Origin of the sequence: Pseudomonas sp. UBA6323, from assembly GCF_002439135.1 — a bacterium.
GTDB lineage: Bacteria > Pseudomonadota > Gammaproteobacteria > Pseudomonadales > Pseudomonadaceae > Aquipseudomonas.
Genome location: NZ_DJSX01000058.1, coordinates 25,898 through 43,112 on the forward strand (window position 1 = coordinate 25,898; position 17,215 = coordinate 43,112).

21 protein-coding genes are annotated in these 17,215 nt (G+C 62.9%); 19 read left to right on the forward strand and 2 right to left on the reverse strand.

Features of this window, described 5'->3' with window-relative positions:
* Positions 1-44 precede the first annotated feature (44 nt).
* Positions 45-626: a Maf family protein gene (locus B3P22_RS13340; protein ID WP_296271301.1), complete on the reverse strand. Its 582-nt coding sequence runs from the start codon at positions 624-626 to the stop codon at positions 45-47.
* A 119-nt stretch (positions 627-745) separates the two neighbouring features.
* Here B3P22_RS13340 and B3P22_RS13345 point away from each other — a divergent pair, with 119 nt between their 5' ends.
* The 13 genes from B3P22_RS13345 to B3P22_RS13405 all read left to right on the forward strand — a co-directional run bounded on the left by B3P22_RS13345 (position 746) and on the right by B3P22_RS13405 (position 11,123).
* On the forward strand, positions 746-1,273 hold the full coding sequence (locus tag B3P22_RS13345) for a YceD family protein (protein WP_003245186.1): 528 nt from the start codon (positions 746-748) through the stop codon (positions 1,271-1,273).
* 13 nt (positions 1,274-1,286) lie between these two features.
* Positions 1,287-1,469 carry a 50S ribosomal protein L32 gene (rpmF, locus tag B3P22_RS13350; RefSeq protein WP_003245185.1) on the forward strand — a complete coding sequence of 61 codons (183 nt, stop codon included), beginning with the start codon at positions 1,287-1,289 and terminating at the stop codon, positions 1,467-1,469.
* A gap of 3 nt (positions 1,470-1,472) precedes the next feature.
* Complete coding sequence (gene plsX, locus B3P22_RS13355; protein WP_296271302.1) at positions 1,473-2,483, forward strand: phosphate acyltransferase PlsX; 1,011 nt, start codon at positions 1,473-1,475, stop codon at positions 2,481-2,483.
* 126 nt (positions 2,484-2,609) lie between these two features.
* Positions 2,610-3,548 (forward strand): ACP S-malonyltransferase, encoded by a 939-nt coding sequence (fabD, locus tag B3P22_RS13360; RefSeq protein WP_296271303.1) that lies wholly within the window; start codon positions 2,610-2,612, stop codon positions 3,546-3,548.
* A 15-nt stretch (positions 3,549-3,563) separates the two neighbouring features.
* On the forward strand, positions 3,564-4,307 hold the full coding sequence (fabG, locus tag B3P22_RS13365) for a 3-oxoacyl-ACP reductase FabG (protein WP_013714817.1): 744 nt from the start codon (positions 3,564-3,566) through the stop codon (positions 4,305-4,307).
* A 228-nt stretch (positions 4,308-4,535) separates the two neighbouring features.
* Positions 4,536-4,772: an acyl carrier protein gene (gene acpP / locus B3P22_RS13370; RefSeq protein ID WP_003245177.1), complete on the forward strand. Its 237-nt coding sequence runs from the start codon at positions 4,536-4,538 to the stop codon at positions 4,770-4,772.
* A 232-nt stretch (positions 4,773-5,004) separates the two neighbouring features.
* Positions 5,005-6,249, forward strand: coding sequence for a beta-ketoacyl-ACP synthase II (gene fabF / locus B3P22_RS13375; RefSeq protein ID WP_197855911.1), 1,245 nt, complete (start codon positions 5,005-5,007; stop codon positions 6,247-6,249).
* The gene (gene pabC, locus B3P22_RS13380) at positions 6,249-7,064 is read left to right on the forward strand and encodes an aminodeoxychorismate lyase (RefSeq protein ID WP_296271304.1); all 816 of its coding nucleotides are present in this window, start codon (positions 6,249-6,251) and stop codon (positions 7,062-7,064) included. The genes fabF and pabC overlap by 1 nt, the downstream gene beginning before the upstream one ends.
* Before the next feature lie 3 nt (positions 7,065-7,067).
* A complete protein-coding gene (gene mltG / locus B3P22_RS13385; protein ID WP_296271305.1) occupies positions 7,068-8,123 on the forward strand; it encodes an endolytic transglycosylase MltG in 1,056 nt (351 codons plus the stop codon).
* 9 nt (positions 8,124-8,132) lie between these two features.
* Positions 8,133-8,765 carry a dTMP kinase gene (gene tmk, locus B3P22_RS13390; RefSeq protein WP_296271306.1) on the forward strand — a complete coding sequence of 211 codons (633 nt, stop codon included), beginning with the start codon at positions 8,133-8,135 and terminating at the stop codon, positions 8,763-8,765.
* Positions 8,758-9,750, forward strand: coding sequence for a DNA polymerase III subunit delta' (locus B3P22_RS13395; protein WP_296271307.1), 993 nt, complete (start codon positions 8,758-8,760; stop codon positions 9,748-9,750). The genes tmk and B3P22_RS13395 overlap by 8 nt, the downstream gene beginning before the upstream one ends.
* Before the next feature lie 125 nt (positions 9,751-9,875).
* Complete coding sequence (locus B3P22_RS13400) at positions 9,876-10,232, forward strand: PilZ domain-containing protein (protein WP_003245164.1); 357 nt, start codon at positions 9,876-9,878, stop codon at positions 10,230-10,232.
* A 108-nt stretch (positions 10,233-10,340) separates the two neighbouring features.
* Complete coding sequence (locus tag B3P22_RS13405) at positions 10,341-11,123, forward strand: TatD family hydrolase (protein ID WP_296271308.1); 783 nt, start codon at positions 10,341-10,343, stop codon at positions 11,121-11,123.
* A 248-nt stretch (positions 11,124-11,371) separates the two neighbouring features.
* Here the strand turns inward: B3P22_RS13405 and B3P22_RS13410 are convergent, their stop codons facing one another.
* Entirely contained in the window at positions 11,372-12,505 is a 1,134-nt protein-coding gene (locus B3P22_RS13410) for an aminotransferase class V-fold PLP-dependent enzyme (protein ID WP_296271309.1), read from the reverse strand.
* A gap of 75 nt (positions 12,506-12,580) precedes the next feature.
* Here B3P22_RS13410 and B3P22_RS13415 point away from each other — a divergent pair, with 75 nt between their 5' ends.
* The 6 genes from B3P22_RS13415 to B3P22_RS13440 all read left to right on the forward strand — a co-directional run bounded on the left by B3P22_RS13415 (position 12,581) and on the right by B3P22_RS13440 (position 17,210).
* Positions 12,581-13,201, forward strand: a complete 621-nt coding sequence (locus tag B3P22_RS13415; protein ID WP_197855904.1) for a TetR/AcrR family transcriptional regulator — start codon at positions 12,581-12,583, stop codon at positions 13,199-13,201.
* 132 nt (positions 13,202-13,333) lie between these two features.
* Positions 13,334-14,302: a GTP 3',8-cyclase MoaA gene (locus B3P22_RS13420; RefSeq protein WP_296271310.1), complete on the forward strand. Its 969-nt coding sequence runs from the start codon at positions 13,334-13,336 to the stop codon at positions 14,300-14,302.
* A 75-nt stretch (positions 14,303-14,377) separates the two neighbouring features.
* On the forward strand, positions 14,378-15,271 hold the full coding sequence (locus tag B3P22_RS13425) for a radical SAM protein (RefSeq protein ID WP_296271311.1): 894 nt from the start codon (positions 14,378-14,380) through the stop codon (positions 15,269-15,271).
* 73 nt (positions 15,272-15,344) lie between these two features.
* Complete coding sequence (locus B3P22_RS13430) at positions 15,345-15,947, forward strand: DUF4823 domain-containing protein (RefSeq protein ID WP_296271312.1); 603 nt, start codon at positions 15,345-15,347, stop codon at positions 15,945-15,947.
* Positions 15,948-16,051: 104 nt separating this feature from the next.
* The gene (locus B3P22_RS13435) at positions 16,052-16,621 is read left to right on the forward strand and encodes a DUF1285 domain-containing protein (RefSeq protein WP_296271313.1); all 570 of its coding nucleotides are present in this window, start codon (positions 16,052-16,054) and stop codon (positions 16,619-16,621) included.
* Between the two features lie 58 nt (positions 16,622-16,679).
* Positions 16,680-17,210 (forward strand): GNAT family N-acetyltransferase, encoded by a 531-nt coding sequence (locus tag B3P22_RS13440; protein ID WP_296271314.1) that lies wholly within the window; start codon positions 16,680-16,682, stop codon positions 17,208-17,210.
* Positions 17,211-17,215 lie beyond the last annotated feature (5 nt).

Here is a 17,215-nt window from a genome sequence, read left to right on the forward strand (position 1 = left end):
AAGGAAGGCCCGCTTGGCGGGCCCTTCTTCTTTTTGTGGGTGACTCAAGGGACTTCGATTCCCTCGCTCAGCAGCATGTCCACCAGGCGAATCAGTGGCAGGCCGATCAGACTGGTGGCGTCCTCGCCCTCGGTGCTGCGGAACAGGCTGATACCCAGTCCTTCGGACTTGAAGCTGCCGGCGCAGTCGAATGGCTGCTCGCGTTGCAGGTAGCGCAGAATCTGCTCGTCGCTGAGCGGGCGGAAATGTACGGTGAAGGGCACGCAGTCCACCTGGCACCTGCCGGTACAGGTATTGAGCAATGCCAGGCCGGTCAGAAAGGTGGCACTGCTGCCGCTGGCGGCGCGCAGTTGTTGCTGGGCTCTGGGTAGGTCGTGGGGTTTACCGAGTATTTCGCCGCTGCCGAGCACGGCGACCTGGTCAGAGCCGATGATCAGGTGGTCGGGGTGGTCGGTGGCGAGGGTGCGGGCCTTTTCTTCGGCCAGGCGCTTGACCAGGTCGATGGCTGCCTCGCCCTCTCGTCGGCTTTCGTCGATGCTGGGCGACTGCCAGGTGAAGGGCAGTTGCAGGCGTTCGAGCAGCTCGCGGCGATAGGGTGAGCTGGAGGCGAGCAGCAGCGCGGGCATGTTCTCTTCCTTTTATATACGTCTACAGGCGGGCGGGAAATTCTACTGATCGTTGCTATTCGGCGACAGGCTGAATTTCCTTTGACATGGGCAGGGTGCATCCCTAGAATGCTGCGCCTATGTTGAATGGGCCGATTCCACCTCACGTTGATCCGCGCAAGCTCGCCGACCGCGAAGCTACCCTAGAAGGGCAGCTCGAACTGGCCAGCCTGCCGCGTCTCTGCGACCCGCTTGCCGATACGGCTGGCACGGTGCAGGCGAAATTTCATTTCGGGCGTGACGAGCAGAAAACTGTGGTGATCCGCAGTGAGCTCGAGGTTGAGGTCAAAATGGTCTGCCAGCGTTGTCTGGAGCTGGTCGCGCTACCCATCCGCAGCGAATGTGAATACGCGGTGGTTCGGGTTGGAGCGAACACTCAGTCCTTGCCGAAGGGCTACGACGTGCTGGAAGTGGGCGAGGAGCCGCTGGAGCTGCTCGGTCTGGTCGAGGATGAATTGCTTCTCGCCCTGCCGATCGTTCCTGCTCATGCCCCAGGTGATTGCCAGCAGCCGGACGGTCTCGATGAGCCCGAGCCGGGCGAGGACGAGGTATCGCGGTCCAACCCGTTCAGTGTATTGGCGCAGTTAAAGCGTGACCCAAACGTTTAGGAGTTAATGAGTTATGGCTGTTCAGCAGAACAAAAAATCCCGTTCCGCCCGCGACATGCGTCGTTCGCACGACGCTCTCGAGGCCAGCACCCTGTCCGTAGAGAAGAGCACCGGTGAAGTTCACCTGCGCCACCACGTTTCTCCGGAAGGCGTGTACCGCGGTCGCAAAGTGATCGACAAGGGCGCTGACGAGTAATCCTTGTCCGCCTCGATCATCGCGATTGATGCAATGGGTGGGGACTTCGGTCCCCACTGCATTGTTCCGGCCTGCATTTCTGCACTGGCCGAATTCCCCTCGCTACACCTGGCCCTCGTCGGCCAAGCTCCCCTTATCGAAGAACAGCTCGCTCGCCAGTCCGGTGTCGATCGCTCGCGCCTGCAGGTTCATCACGCCAGTGAAGTGATCGCCATGGACGAACGTCCGGCTCAGGCTCTGCGCGGCAAGCCCGATGCCTCGATGCGCGTGGCGCTGGAGCTGGTGCGTCGGCGTCAGGCGCATGCTTGCGTCAGTGCCGGTAATACCGGTGCGCTGATGGCTCTTTCGCGTTATGTGCTCAAGACACTGCCAGGTATCGACCGGCCGGCCATGGTCAGCCCGATTCCGACCGAGCGTGGTCATTGTTACCTGCTGGATCTGGGCGCCAATGTCGACTGCAGTGCCGAGCACCTCTATCAGTTCGCGATCATGGGCGCCGTCGCCGCGGAAACGCTGGGCATCAGTCGGCCTCGGGTCGCCTTGCTCAATGTCGGCACCGAGGACATCAAGGGTAATCAGCAGGTCAAGCTGGCCGCCAGCCTGCTGCAGCAGGCCCATGGGCTGAACTTCGTCGGCTACATCGAAGGCGACGGGGTGTACCGTGGCGAAGCCGATGTCGTGGTGTGCGACGGCTTTGGCGGCAACATCCTGCTCAAGTCCAGCGAAGGCCTGGCGAAGATGATCACTGGCCGGGTCGAGACGCTGTTCAATGAGGGGCTGTTCGCTCAGGCGGTCGGTGCTTTGGCGATGCCGCTGCTGCGCCGCCTCAAGGCCGACCTGGCTCCCGCTCGGCACAATGGCGCGAGCTTTCTCGGTCTGCAGGGCATCGTGGTCAAGAGTCACGGTGCCGCCGGTCAGGAGAGCTTTCAGAGCGCCATCCGCTGTGCGCTGCGTGAGGTGCAGGAAAATTTGCCGCAGCGACTGCATGGTCGACTTGAGGACCTGTTGCTGTAGACTCGTCGCGTTTTCAGGGTGTGACCGGCGGCGGAATGTGACCGCGGTACCCGGCCTGTCATCCAACTGTCAGTTTGCTGCGCCAGGCTCGCCTGGCGCTGGTTTTTCGACTCAAGGGACTTATTCATGTCTGCATCCCTCGCATTCGTCTTTCCCGGTCAGGGTTCGCAAGCCCTGGCCATGCTCGCCGATCACGGTGCCCAGCAGAAGCTGGTGCTCGATACTTTCGGCGAGGCTTCCGAAGCGCTCGGCTACGACCTCTGGGCACTGACCCAGCAGGGTCCGGAAGAGCAACTGAATCAGACCGACAAGACCCAGCCTGCCATCCTCACCGCCTCCGTCGCCCTGTGGCGTCTGTGGCTGGCCGAGGGTGGCGCCAAGCCGGCGTTCGTCGCCGGTCACAGCCTGGGTGAGTACTCCGCGCTGGTCGCCGCGGACAGCATCGGCTTCGCCGACGCCGTGAAGCTGGTGGAGCGCCGCGGTCAACTGATGCAGCAGGCCGTTCCGGCCGGGCAGGGCGGCATGGCCGCCATCCTTGGTCTGGAAGATGCCGACGTGCTGGCTGCCTGTGCCGAAGCGGCGCAGGGCGATGTGGTCAGTGCGGTGAACTTCAATGCCCCGGGTCAGGTGGTGATCGCCGGTAGCGCGGCTGCTGTCGAGCGTGCCATCGAGGCGTGCAAGGCGCGTGGTGCCAAGCGCGCCATGGCGCTGCCGGTCAGCGTGCCGTCGCACTGCGCGCTGATGAAACCGGCTGCCGAGCGTTTCGCCGAATCGGTCGAGGCGCTGAACTGGCAGGCGCCGCAGATCCCGCTGGTGCAGAACGTCAGCGCCGCCGTGGTGTCCGACCTGGCCACCCTGAAGGCCGACCTGCTGGCGCAGCTGTACAGCCCGGTTCGCTGGGTCGAATCCATGGTGCGTCTGTCCGAGCAGGGCGTAACCGATCTGGTCGAGTGCGGCCCCGGCAAGGTGCTCAGCGGCCTGAACAAGCGCTGCGTCAAAGGCATCAACACCCACAATCTGGATACCCCCGACGCTTTCGCCGCTGCTCGTGCTGCGTTGGCTTGAGAAAGGAGAACGAACATGAGTCTGCAAGGTAAGGTCGCGCTGGTCACTGGCGCCAGCCGTGGTATCGGCCAGGCAATTGCCCTGGAGCTGGGCCGTCAGGGCGCCATCGTCATCGGCACTGCCACTTCGGCATCCGGTGCCGAGCGCATCGCTGCCACGCTGAAAGAACACGGCATCAGCGGTACCGGCATGGAACTGAACGTGACCAGTGCCGAGTCCGTCGAGGCCGTGCTGGGCGCCATTGCCGAGCAGTTCGGTGCGCCAGCGATTCTGGTCAACAACGCCGGTATCACCCGCGACAACCTGATGCTGCGCATGAAAGACGACGAGTGGTTCGACGTCATCGACACCAACCTGAACAGCCTCTACCGCCTGTCCAAGGGCGTGCTGCGCGGCATGACCAAGGCTCGCTTCGGCCGGATCATCAACATCGGTTCCGTGGTCGGCGCCATGGGCAACGCCGGGCAAGCCAACTACGCTGCCGCCAAGGCCGGTCTGGAAGGTTTCAGCCGCGCCCTGGCGCGTGAAGTCGGTTCGCGCGGCATTACCGTCAACTCGGTCGCTCCCGGTTTCATCGATACCGACATGACCCGCGAGCTGCCGGAAGCGCAGCGCGACGCGCTGCTGACGCAGATTCCACTGGGCCGTCTGGGTCAGGCCGAAGAGATCGCCAAGGTCGTCGGTTTCCTGGCTTCCGATGGCGCAGGTTACGTCACTGGGGCTACTATTCCGGTGAACGGCGGTATGTACATGAGCTAAAAAGGGCGCCTCCGAATGTCCGGAGGCTCTCGAATGTGACGCGAGCCATCAGAAAACTGTCATAGTGGCTGTCTAAAATCCGTTATAAAGCTGCAACAGGTTTATAGACAGATCGTTGAAGTGTTCCTGGGGGCTCCCCGGCATTCAGCTTGAAATGCTAAAAACCCTTTCTATACACTTGGCCGCTACCAGCTGCCTGGATTTGTCCAATAGGAGTGAAAACAAGGTATGAGCACCATCGAAGAACGCGTCAAGAAAATCGTTGCTGAGCAACTTGGCGTCAAGGAAGAGGAAGTAACCAACAGCGCTTCCTTCGTTGAAGACCTGGGTGCCGACTCTCTTGACACCGTTGAGCTGGTGATGGCTCTCGAGGAAGAATTCGAGACCGAGATCCCGGACGAGCAAGCTGAGAAGATCACCACCGTTCAGGAAGCCATCGACTACGTGACTGCCCACGCGCAATAAGTCACAGTCAGCTTTCTGGCCGAGAAAAGCCGCACTGCCCTAATCAGGCGTGCGGCTTTTCTTTAGGCTATGTCGAAGTTACCTGTTATGCCCTGATCCGGCTTCTGTTGGAGCGAATTTATTCGCGATTTCGCGGTTAAATCCTCTCCTACAAAAGCAGCATGACGTGGACATGGCCTTTATTTACGTGCAAGGCGCATGTGGCGCCTGAGTAGAACAAGAGGAGATTGCTGTGTCGCGTAGACGCGTCGTGGTTACCGGTATGGGCATGCTGTCGCCGCTGGGTAACGATGTGCCGAGCAGCTGGCAGGGCATTTTGGCCGGGCGCAGTGGCATCGGTCTGATCGAGCATATGGACCTGTCGGCCTACTCCACCCGTTTTGGCGGGTCGCTCAAGGGCTTCAACGTCGAGGAGTACCTGTCCGCCAAGGAGGCGCGCAAGCTCGACCTGTTCATCCAGTACGGTCTCGCTGCCTGCTTCCAGGCCGTGCGTGATTCTGGGCTGGAAATCACCGACGCCAATCGCGAGCGTATCGGTGTGGCCATGGGCTCCGGTATCGGCGGCCTGACCAATATCGAGAACAACTGCAAATCGCTGCACGAGCAGGGGCCGCGGCGCATTTCGCCGTTCTTCGTGCCGGGCTCGATCATCAACATGATTTCCGGCTTCCTGTCGATCCACTTGGGCCTGCAGGGGCCGAACTACGCCATCGCCACGGCGTGCACCACTGGCACCCATTGCATCGGCATGGCCGCACGCAATATCGCCTATGGCGAAGCTGACGTCATGGTAGCCGGCGGCGCCGAGATGGCGGCCTGCGGCCTGGGCATGGGCGGTTTCGGCGCGGCGCGTGCGCTGTCGACTCGCAACGACGAGCCGACCAAGGCCAGCCGTCCCTGGGACAAGGGCCGTGACGGTTTCGTCCTGTCCGACGGCTCCGGCGCCTTGGTGCTGGAAGAGCTGGAACACGCCAAGGCGCGTGGCGCCACCATCTATGCCGAGCTGATCGGTTTCGGCATGAGCGGCGATGCCTTCCACATGACCTCGCCACCCGAGGATGGCGCCGGTGCAGCGCGCTGCATGGCTGCAGCCCTGCGCGATGCTGGCATCAACGCCGACCAGGTGCAGTACATCAATGCGCACGGCACTTCGACTCCGGCTGGCGACATCGCCGAAGCCGCTGCGGTGAAAAACGTGTTCGGCGATCACGCCTACAAGCTGGCGGTCAGCTCGACCAAGTCGATGACCGGTCACCTGCTCGGCGCTGCCGGCGCGGTCGAGGCGATCTTCAGCGTGCTGGCGATCCGCGACCAGGTCGCGCCGCCGACCATCAACCTGGACGAGCCGGACGAAGGCTGCGACCTGGACTTCGTCGCGCACCAGGCCAAGGCCATGCCGATCGAAATCGCCCTGTCGAACTCCTTCGGCTTCGGCGGCACCAACGGCTCGCTGCTGTTCCGTCGGTACCACGGCTGATGCAGGGCTGGGTCAACGGCGCGCCCGGCGAGCAGTTGTCGGTTCGCGATCGTGGCCTGGCTTACGGCGATGGTCTGTTCGAGACCATCGCCGTGCGTGGCGGGCGTATCCCGTTGCTGGCGCGACATATGGCGCGCCTGGCCGATAGCTGTCGGCGTCTGTCCATTCCTCTCGATCTGCCGCAGATGGAAAGCGAGTTGCAGGCCTTTGCCGGGCAACTGGGCGAGGGCGTTGCCAAGCTCGTCGTCACCCGTGGCGAGGGGCAGCGCGGTTATGCGCCGCCACAACCCTGTCAGCCGCTGCGCGTCCTGCAGGCGGCGCCGCTGCCGCAGTATCCCGCTGTGCATGCCGAGCAGGGCGTGCGTCTGTTCCCCTGCGAGACGCGCCTGGCCGAGCAGCCGTTGCTGGCCGGGCTCAAGCATCTCAATCGTCTGGAGCAGGTGCTGGCGCGAGCCGAGTGGCAGGACGCCGAGTGCGCCGAAGGTCTGATGCGCGACAGCAATGGCCGGGTCATCGAAGGCGTTTACAGCAACCTGTTTCTGGTCATCGAAGGCGGGCTGGTGACGGCCGATCTGTCGCGCTGCGGCGTGGCCGGGGTGATGCGCGCAGAGCTCCTGCAGCAGGCGCAAATGCTCGGACTGGCCATCGAGTTACGCGATATTTCCTTCGAAGAACTGCTGAGTGCCGATGAAGTCTTTCTCTGCAACAGCCTTTACGGCATCTGGCCTGTACGGGCGCTGCAAGAGCGACACTGGTCGGTCGGGCCGCTCACCCGTAAACTGCAGGCCATCGTCTGCGACCTACTGAGTAAATAACTGGTGCTACGCAAGATCTTGGTGCTGCTCGAGTGCGGCGTGTTGCTGGCTGCGCTGCTGGTTGTCGGTGCCGCCTGGCAGCAGCACAGAGCGCTGGAACAGCCTCTGCATCTGACTGAAGAAATGCTCCTGGAGGTGCCATCCGGCGCCACCCCGAGCGGCCTGCTCAACCGTCTGGAAGCCGAGGGTGTGATCGACAACGCGCTCTGGCTGCGCCTTTACTGGCGTTTCAATCTGCGTGCTCCGGCCATGCACAGCGGCGAATACCGACTGCTGCCCGAGCACAGCGCGCGGGACATGCTCGGCCTGTGGCAGCGCGGCGAAGTGGTGCAGTACAGCCTGACCCTGGTTGAAGGCTGGAACTTCCGCCAGGTGCGTGCCGCCCTGGGGCGTCAGGAGCGCCTGCAGCAGCGCCTGGCCGATCTCAGCGATGCCCAGTTGATGGAGCGTCTGGGCCTGGCCGGGCAGAACCCCGAAGGGCGCTTCTTTCCCGATACCTATCGCTACGTGCGCGGCATGAGCGACGAAGACCTGCTCAAGCAGGCCAATGCTCGCCTTGAAGCCGTACTGGCCGAAGAGTGGCAGCAGCGTGCCGAGGGTTTGCCCTACCGCGAGCCCTATGACGCACTGATCATGGCCTCGATGATCGAGAAGGAAACCGGTGTGCCCGAAGAACGCGGCGAAATTGCCGGCGTGTTCGTCCGCCGTCTGCGCATGGGCATGCGTCTGCAGACCGACCCTACGGTGATCTACGGCATGGGCGAGCGCTACAACGGTCGTATCACCCGTGCAGACCTGCGCACGCCGACCCCCTATAACACCTACACCATCGACGGCATGCCGCCGACGCCGATCGCCATGGTCGGCCGCGAGGCGATCAATGCCGCGCTCAACCCGCTCGATGGCACCACCCTGTATTTCGTCGCGCGAGGCGATGGCAGCCACGTGTTCTCCAACACCCTGGCCGAGCACAATCGCGCCGTGCGCGAATATCAGCTCAAGCGTCGCGCCGACTATCGCTCCAGCCCCGCGCCCCGCGCGGCGGCCGAAACTGAATAAGGGCAATCCGTGACCGGTCTGTTTATTACCCTGGAAGGCCCGGAAGGCGCTGGCAAAAGCACCAATCGCGAGTATCTGGCCGAGCGCCTGCGCGAGCGGGGCATCGACGTACTGTTGACCCGCGAACCCGGCGGCACGCCGCTTGCCGAGCGGATTCGCGAGCTGCTGCTGGAACCCAGCGACGAACCGATGGCGGCCGATACCGAGCTGCTGCTGGTATTCGCTGCCCGTGCCCAGCACCTGCAACAGGTCATTCGCCCGGCCTTGGCCAGGGGCAGCGTGGTGCTGTGCGACCGCTTTACCGACGCCACCTATGCCTATCAGGGCGGCGGGCGCGGACTGTCGATCGAGCGCATTGCGCAGCTGGAGCAGTTCGTCCAAGCCGAGCTGCGTCCCGACCTGACGCTGATTTTCGATCTGCCGGTTGAGATCGGTCTGGCGCGCGCCGCGGCTCGCGGGCGTCTGGATCGCTTCGAGCAGGAAGGCCGTGGTTTCTTCGAGGCCGTACGGCAGGCCTACCTGCAGCGCGTCGCGCAGGCGCCGCAGCGCTATCGCGTGCTGGACGCCGGACAGACTCTGGCGCAGGTGCAGGCCGATATCGACGCCTTGCTGCCGAGCCTGTTGGAGGCCTGCCGTGGCTGAGGTCTATCCCTGGCAGCAATCACTCTGGCAACAACTGGCCGGCCGTAGCCGGCATGCCCATGCCTACCTGCTGCATGGCCCGGCCGGGATCGGTAAGCGCGCGCTGGCCGAGCGCCTGATGGCGTATCTTCTCTGCCAGAGCCCGAGCGGCCTGGACGCCTGCGGCAGCTGCAAATCCTGTCACTTGCTGGCCGCCGGTACCCATCCGGACAATTTTGTCCTCGAACCCGAGGAGGCAGAAAAGCCGATCAAGGTCGATCAGGTGCGTGAGCTGGTCGATTTCGTCGTGCAGACCGCTCAGCTCGGTGGACGCAAGGTGGTGCTGCTGGAGCCGGCCGAGGCGATGAACCTCAATGCCGCCAACGCCTTGCTGAAAAGTCTGGAGGAACCGTCCGGCAATACCGTGCTGCTGCTTATCAGTCACCAGCCCAGCCGCCTGTTGCCGACCATCAAGAGCCGCTGCGTGCAGCAGGCCTGCCCATTGCCGAACGAGACGATGAGTCTGGCCTGGCTGGTCCAGGCGCTGCCTGAGCTGGGAGACGATGAGCGCCGCGATCTGCTGACACTCGCGGCGGGTTCGCCACTGGCGGCCGTGCGCCTGCAGGCGCAAGGTGTGCGCGAGCAGCGTGCGCAGGCCGTGGAGGGTGTGAAGAAGCTGCTCAAGCAGCAGGTTTCGCCGAGCCAGTTGGCGGAAAGCTGGAACGCACTGCCGCTAAATCTGCTATTCGACTGGTTCTGCGATTGGGCGCAGCTGATTCTGCGTTATCAGCTGACCAGGGACGAGGAGGGCCTGGGCCAGGCCGATATGCGCAAGGTAGTGCAGTATCTGGCAGACAAAACGCCGCAGGCCAAGGTGCTGGCGATTCAGGAGTGGCTGCTTGGCCAAAGGCAGAAGGTGATCGGCAAGGCCAACCTCAACCGTGTGCTGCTGCTGGAAGCCTTGCTGGGGCAATGGGTTGCTCTGCCTGCGCAGCAGCGCAGCTGAACCTCGGCTGACCGGATTCGGCAGGGCGTCACATTCTGCTGGCTGCGCGCCACCCGGTGGTTTGCGCCGGAGTATGAACAGGCCCTAGAATCAAGCATTAAGCAATAAACGCCAGGAATGTGCTGATGAGCCTGCCACCCAATCTGGGGCCCCGTAACGGTATTCTGTCCCTGACCATCAAGGACAAGTCCGTGCTGTACGCGGCCTACATGCCTTTCATCAAGAACGGCGGGCTGTTCATTCCCACCAACAAGAGCTACAAGCTCGGTGATGAAGTGTTCATGCTGCTCAACCTGATGGACGAGCCGGAGAAGATTCCGGTAGCCGGCAAGGTGGTGTGGATCACCCCAAAGGGTGCCCAGGGCAACCGCGCCGCCGGTGTTGGCGTGCAGTTCAACGACGGTGACAACACCGCGCGCAACAAGATCGAGACCTATCTGGCCGGCGCGCTGAAATCCGACCGTCCGACCCATACGATGTAACTTTTTGGCCGCGAACTCCAATCGTCGCGGCTAAAGCCCCTCCCACGACCAGGCACCTGCCGCTTTCGATTACAATTCGGGCTTTCCTTTTGCCCGAGTTCTCCCGCTGTGCTGATCGACTCCCATTGCCACCTTGATCGTCTCGACCTCGCTGCCCATGGCGGTTCGCTGGATGCTGCCCTGGAGGCAGCGCGTACCGCTGGCGTCGGCCACTTCCTGTGCATCGGCGTAAGCGCTGACAACGCTGCTACGGTCAAGGGCCTGGCTGAGCGCTACGCCGATGTCGACTGCTCGGTGGGCGTGCATCCGCTGGATCTCGAGCCTGGCGCGGAGCCGGCGCTGGACTGGTTACTGGGCGAGCTGGCGCATCCTAAGGTGGTCGCCATTGGTGAAACCGGCCTGGATTACCACTATGAGCCGGAGTCTGCCGCGCTGCAGCAGGCGTCCTTCCGCTTGCATCTGGAAGCGGCACGCATCACTGGCAAGCCGGTGATCGTGCATACCCGCGAGGCTCGCGCCGATACCCTGGCGCTGCTGCGCGAGGCGGCGCTACCGCAAGCCGGTGTGCTGCATTGCTTCACCGAGGACTGGGAGATGGCCAAGGCGGCGCTGGATATCGGTTTCTATATTTCCCTGTCCGGCATCGTCACCTTCCGCAACGCCGAGGCGCTGCGCGAGGTTGCCCGCCAAGTGCCGGCCGACCGCCTGCTGGTGGAAACCGACTCGCCTTACCTGGCGCCCGTGCCGCATCGCGGCAAGCCCAACCTGCCGCAATACGTGCGTGAAGTGGCCGAGTACCTGGCGGTGCTGCGCGGCGTCAGTTACGAGACGCTGGCCGAGCAGACCTCGGACAACTTCAAACGCCTGTTCCCGCTGGCCAGCGTGGCCTGAAGCCGGGTTACGGTTCGTGCTTCTGGTCGTAGGCCAGGCAAAAAAAACCCGGATTCTGGGGGATGAATCCGGGTCAAGACCATTAGGAGTAAATCAAGGTACGCGGTCCACGGTACCTTGGCTGGCGGGGCACTTGGGGGGAGATGCCGCACACCAGTAATTCCAGTATTGGCCATCGGTGGCCAGCGTCCAGGCCGGATTGAACGTTTTTTAAACAGATTTGGAATACCGCGGCCGCTGCTGAGTCCTCACCCTTTTGCCAACTGGGTTAGGAGGCTCAAGGTTTCTTCGATCACCTGCTCGCTGGTGTAGAAATGTGGCGACAGGCGCACCCCTGGGCCACGCTGCACGCAGATCACCTGTTCCTCGCGCAGGCGCTGGTACAACGCCGCGTTGTCCCAGCCCGCCAGGCTGAAGTTGAAGATGCCGGCGCGGCGCGCAGGCGCGAGTGGGCTATGGACGACCGCACCGGGCAATGCACGAATGTCGTCGTTCAGGCGCTGCACCCGTTCTGCCAGCAATGCGCCGACGGTCTCCATGCCGACTTCCTCCAGCAACGACAGGCTCGCCTCCAGGGCGAAGGCGCCAAGCATGTTCGGGCTGCCGCATTCGAAGCGCCGGGCACTGCGTGCCGGTTGCCAGTCCTGGCGCGTGTAGTCGCCGGCATGCTCCAGCATGTGCCAGCCGTATTCGTGCAGCTGCAACTGATCACGCACCGCAGTGCGGCAATAGAAGACCCCTAGCCCCTCCGGACCGAGCATCCATTTGTGACCGTCGGCCATGGCGAAGTCGCAGTCGTAGGCCTGCACGTCGAAGGGCAGGGCGCCCAACTGCTGGATGGCGTCGATGCAGTACAACACGCCATGCTGGCGGCAGCCGCGACCGAGGCGCGGCAGATCCAGGCGCAGGCCGCTGGCGAATTGCACGGCGCTGACCGACAGTAGGCGAGTGCGCGGGGTAAAGGCAGCGAGCAGTGCTGCTTCCGGGTCATCACCCTTGAGACTGACTTCGATCACCTCCACGCCCTGAGCCGCCAGTGCCAGCCAGACGATGCGGTTGGAGGGAAATTCCTCGTCGCTGATGATCACCTGGTCACCTGCGCGCCAGTCCAGGCCGAAGGCCACGAAGGAGAGCGCTTCGGAGGTATTCTTGACCAGTGCGATATCGCCAGTGCTGGGTGCGTTCAGCAGGCGCATGAGGCGTTCGCGTAGGCTACGCTCAAGTTTCAACCAGTCGGGATAGTCACGCGCGCCGCTGGTCATGTTCGCTTCCGAGAACCGCCGTACCGCTTCAGCACTGCGTTTCGGCCAGGGAGCGACCGCTGCGTGGTTCAGATAACGCAGTCCATTTTCCAGGGGAAACTCATCATGAAACACGTACATGGTCGGATGATCCGTGCAATTTGGCCGCATTTGGGCATAATAGTCGGCTTCGATTTTTGACCCCGCAGTCCCTTTATGCAGAAAGAACCCCGTAAGGTCCGCGAATTCCGTCGCCGCGAGCAAGAGATTCTCGACACCGCGCTGAAACTCTTCCTCGAACAAGGAGAAGACAGCGTCACCGTCGAAATGATCGCTGATGCGGTCGGTATCGGCAAAGGCACCATCTACAAGCACTTCAAGTCCAAGGCGGAAATCTATTTGCGCCTGATGCTCGACTACGAGCGCGATCTCAACGAGCTGCTGCATTCGGCCGATGTGGACCGGGACAAGGAAGCGCTGTCGCGTGCCTACTTCGAATTCCGCATGCGCGATCCGCAGCGCTATCGCCTGTTCGACCGCCTGGAAGAAAAGGTGGTCAAGGGCAACCAGGTGCCGGAAATGGTCGAGCAGCTGCACAAGATCCGTGCGTCCAATTTCGAGCGCCTGACTCAGCTGATCAAGGACCGTATCGCCGAAGGCAAGCTGGAAGACGTGCCGCCATATTTCCATTACTGCGCCGCCTGGGCGCTGGTGCATGGTGCCGTGGCGCTTTACCACTCGCCGTTCTGGAGCAATGTGCTCGAGGATCAGGAAGGGTTCTTCCAGTTCCTCATGGACATCGGTGTGCGCATGGGCAACAAGCGCAAGCGCGACTGACCCCCGGCGGGTTCGTTGCCGGGGCGACACCCACCCGCGGCAAATGCGACCCCGCTCATTCAGCTGGCCGATGGCCCATGCGCCCTGGCCGGTTACGGCGATATACTCCGGTTATCCATCACGGAGTACGCCATGATCGTTGATCGCCAGGGCAGACGCTTTCGCAACCTTCGCGTCAGCCTGACCGCCGCCTGCAACTACGCCTGCACCTACTGTGTGCCGAACGGCAAGCGCCTGGTCGCCGCTCAGGACGAACTCTCCGCTGGCGCCATGGCCCGCGGTGTTGCCTACCTGATCGAAGCGGCCGGCATCGAACGCCTGCGCATCACCGGTGGCGAGCCGCTGCTCAGCACGCGTCTGGAGCCTTTCCTGCGCCAGGTCAGCCAGCTCGGCCTCGACGACATCAGCCTGACCACCAACGGTCAGTTGCTCGAGCGCAAATTGCCGTTGCTGGTCGAATGCGGTATCCGCCGCTTGAACGTTTCCCTCGATACCCTCGATGCCGGGGCTTTCCGCGGCATCGCCCGTGGTGGCGACCTGGCTACCGTGCTGGCCGGGATGGAAGCGGCGCGTGAAGCCGGGATGAAAATCAAGGTCAACATGGTGCCGCTGCGCGGGCAGAACCTCGACCAGGTGCTGCCGCTGCTGGATTATTGTCTGGAGCGTGGCTTCGAGCTGCGCTTCATCGAGCTGATGCGCATGGGCCATCTGGCGCGTGAATCCAATGCCTTCAACCAGCAGTTCGTCGGTCTGCCGGAGCTGCTCGAATTGATCGGCACTCGGCACCAGTACGCACAGGCCAGTGCCCCTGTGGATGCCACTGCGATGCGCTACGCCATCCCGGGTGTCGGGCATTTCGGCGTGATTGCCAATGAAAGCGTACCGTTCTGTCGTACCTGCTCGCGCCTGCGCTTGTCCTCCACCGGCTGGCTGCATGGTTGCCTGTCGTCGAGCAATCGCCACTTCGTCGGCGACCTGCTGGACAAGCCGCGCCACCAGGCCTTGCCGGCGCTGCAGCGTCTGCTGATCAAGGCGCTGGGCGACAAGCAGGACCTGGCATTCTCCGGTGGTGTGACGGTGATGAAGATCATCGGCGGTTGAGTCATTGCCGTGTGGCTCGGCAGTCACACCACGGCCGGATAGACTGTGCGGGCTTTCTCTTTGCGAGTGCTGCGAATGTCTGCCCGTTTTCCCATCGACTACATCGAACCGGTGTTTCGCCCGCCGAGCGAAGCCCAGTCGCTGATTCTGCCGGTCACCAATGGCTGCTCCTGGAATCAATGCACCTTCTGCGAGATGTACACCGCCCCACAGAAGAAATTCCGTGCCCGTGACGAAGCGCAGGTGCTGGAGGAGATTCGTCGTGCTGGCGAGCAACTGATCGTCAATCGAGTGTTTCTCGCCGATGGCGATGCCCTGGTGCTGCCGACTCGACGTTTGCTGGCCATCCTGCGAGCCATCCGCGAGCACATGCCCGAGGTCCGCCGGGTTTCCAGTTACTGCCTGCCACGCAATCTGCGCAAGAAATCAGTGGAGGAGCTCAGGGAGCTGGCTGATGCCGGCTTGAAGATGGCCTATGTCGGCTGCGAGTCGGGCGATGACGAGGTGCTGGCGCGGGTCAACAAGGGGGAAACCTATGCCTCCAGCCTCAGTGCCCTGGAAAAGCTCGGCCAAGCCGGTATCACCCGTTCGGTGATGATTCTCAATGGGCTTGGTGGCCAGGCACTCAGCGCTCAGCATGCGGACAATTCGGCGCGGCTGATGAATGAGGTCCAGCCGGAATACCTGTCTACACTGGTGGTCAGTTTCCCCATGGGCGAGGCGCGCTTTCGTCAGCAGTTCGCCGATTATCAGCCGCTTACGCAGTTGCAGCTGTTCACTGAAGTCGAGCGCCTGCTGCAGGGGCTCGAGCTGCAACAGACGGTGTTTCGCAGCGATCATGCCTCCAATTATCTGGTGCTCAAGGGCAACCTGGGGCGCGACAAGGAGCGTCTTTTGGCCCAGGTGCGCAGCGCCATCGAGCGACCGCAGCAGGCGAACCTGCGTCAGGAGTGGCAGCGCGGGCTTTAACAAGGCTGGCGCAAAATCTGCATCTACGCCTCATTCGCCGGTTTTCCGTCGCCGGCACGAGGAGGATTGATTCATGCGTAACCTGCTTCTACTGGTGGCGCTGCTGGGGCTGGCTGGCTGCATGAAGGTCAGCGATCTGGCCAGTGGCGCCGAGTACCACCTGCGCGATGCCGGTTTTCTCGACCACGGCCGCACCGAGCGCATGGCGTCGCGGCGCCTGCAGCAGGACTCGTTCATCTACATCGCCCAGGGCCATTTCGTGCCGCCTGGCCACGGTTATCCGCGGCCCAATGTGGTGGCCGAGGAAGCTTTCAAGGGCTTCGTCGAATACTTCCCGTTGGTGCGCCGGGCACGTCAGCCTGCAGGCCTGGATGAAGCCATGGCCGAAGCGCGTAGTGCCGGCGCGCACTACCTGCTGTACGCGCGTTTCGCCTACAGCGATGACCGCATCGGCACGATGGAGGAGTGGGAGGATCAGGAAGCAGTGGACCGCCTCGGCACCGACCGCGCCTCGATCCAGTTGATGCTGATCGAGACCAATACCCGCTATCTGGTAGACACGGCGCGGATTCGCAGCCGTGGCGGATTCCTGACGTTCTACGATGCCAAGCCCCAGGACCTGATCGGCCCGCCGCTGCATGACTATGCGCGCAGCCTGATCGGCGTTGGGCGCTAAGAATAGGGGCAATCGGCGCGCCGAACTTGTGGGAGGGGCTTTAGCCGCGACAGGTGGCACGGTGTATCCTCGTCAGTTCGCGACACTACGGACGAGGAAAGACGATGAGCGATCCAGGCAAGGCAGGTGACCTGCTGGCGCAGATCCCCAAGGGCGAAGGCAAGGGCCTGCCACCCGTACACCTGTGGAATCCCGATTTCTGTGGCGATATCGACATGCGTATCGCCCGCGACGGCACCTGGTATTACCTGGGCACGCCCATCGGCCGCAAACCCATGGTGCGGCTGTTTTCCACCATCATCCGCCGCGACGGCGACGACTACTTCCTGATTACGCCGGTGGAGAAGGTCGGCATTCAGGTCGAGGATGCCCCGTTCGTGGCCGTGACCCTGCAGGTGGAAGGCGAGGGCGAGGCGCAGGTGCTGCGCTTCACCACCAACGTCGAGGACGAAGTCGTGGCCGGCGTCGAGCACCCGATTCGCGTCGAGACCGATCCTGCGACACTCGAACCCTCGCCCTACATTCTGGTGCGGCGTAACCTCGAGGCGCTGATTCACCGCAACGTGTTCTACCAACTGGTAGAGCTGGCGGTAGAGCGCGAGATCGACGGAGAAACCTGGCTGGGCGTTTGGAGCTGCGGACAGTTCTATCCCATTGGGCCGTCTCCGGCCTGAGTCGATTGGTCCAGGCGCGGTGTGCGCGACGCAAACTGAGGGAGCGAGGGAAACGCAAATGGACCAGCAACACATTGAAACCGAACGGCTGCAGCTGCGCCCGCCACAGCTGCAGGATGCCGATCAGGTGCAGCGCCTGGCCGGTGACTTCCGTATCGCCGATGTCACCAGCAGCATTCCCCACCCTTATCCGCCAGAACTGGCGCAGCGGTGGATCGAACGCTGCATCCAGGAGTGGCTCAGCGGCGCTGCGGCCAACTTCATCATCACCGAGTCCGGCAGCGGCCAGTTGGTCGGCAGCATTGCGCTGAAAGATATCGGCCGCGGCGAGGCCGAGGTGGGCTACTGGATCGGCGTGCCTTACTGGAACCGTGGCTACGCCAGCGAGGCTTGCAATGCGTTGGTGGAGTTCGCCTTCCGCCAGTTGCACTTGCGTCGTCTGCACGCCAGCCACCTGGCGCGCAATCCGCAGTCCGGGCGTGTGTTGTTCAAGGCCGGATTTCGCCACCTGGGGCTGGGGCACAGCGCGTGTGGCAGCCAGGGCAAGGTCGAGCCGGTGGAGTTGTACGAGCGCGTTTGCAGCGAGTGAGCGGC

Coding starts and splice junctions, on each gene's coding strand:
- B3P22_RS13340 (WP_296271301.1), bottom strand. CDS start 626: ATGCCCGCGCTGCTGCTCGCCTCCAGCTCACCCTATCGCCGCGAGCTG.
- B3P22_RS13345 (WP_003245186.1), top strand. CDS start 746: ATGTTGAATGGGCCGATTCCACCTCACGTTGATCCGCGCAAGCTCGCC.
- rpmF (WP_003245185.1), top strand. CDS start 1,287: ATGGCTGTTCAGCAGAACAAAAAATCCCGTTCCGCCCGCGACATGCGT.
- fabD (WP_296271303.1), top strand. CDS start 2,610: ATGTCTGCATCCCTCGCATTCGTCTTTCCCGGTCAGGGTTCGCAAGCC.
- fabG (WP_013714817.1), top strand. CDS start 3,564: ATGAGTCTGCAAGGTAAGGTCGCGCTGGTCACTGGCGCCAGCCGTGGT.
- acpP (WP_003245177.1), top strand. CDS start 4,536: ATGAGCACCATCGAAGAACGCGTCAAGAAAATCGTTGCTGAGCAACTT.
- pabC (WP_296271304.1), top strand. CDS start 6,249: ATGCAGGGCTGGGTCAACGGCGCGCCCGGCGAGCAGTTGTCGGTTCGC.
- B3P22_RS13400 (WP_003245164.1), top strand. CDS start 9,876: ATGAGCCTGCCACCCAATCTGGGGCCCCGTAACGGTATTCTGTCCCTG.
- B3P22_RS13410 (WP_296271309.1), bottom strand. CDS start 12,505: ATGTACGTGTTTCATGATGAGTTTCCCCTGGAAAATGGACTGCGTTAT.
- B3P22_RS13415 (WP_197855904.1), top strand. CDS start 12,581: ATGCAGAAAGAACCCCGTAAGGTCCGCGAATTCCGTCGCCGCGAGCAA.
- B3P22_RS13420 (WP_296271310.1), top strand. CDS start 13,334: ATGATCGTTGATCGCCAGGGCAGACGCTTTCGCAACCTTCGCGTCAGC.
- B3P22_RS13425 (WP_296271311.1), top strand. CDS start 14,378: ATGTCTGCCCGTTTTCCCATCGACTACATCGAACCGGTGTTTCGCCCG.
- B3P22_RS13430 (WP_296271312.1), top strand. CDS start 15,345: ATGCGTAACCTGCTTCTACTGGTGGCGCTGCTGGGGCTGGCTGGCTGC.
- B3P22_RS13435 (WP_296271313.1), top strand. CDS start 16,052: ATGAGCGATCCAGGCAAGGCAGGTGACCTGCTGGCGCAGATCCCCAAG.
- B3P22_RS13440 (WP_296271314.1), top strand. CDS start 16,680: ATGGACCAGCAACACATTGAAACCGAACGGCTGCAGCTGCGCCCGCCA.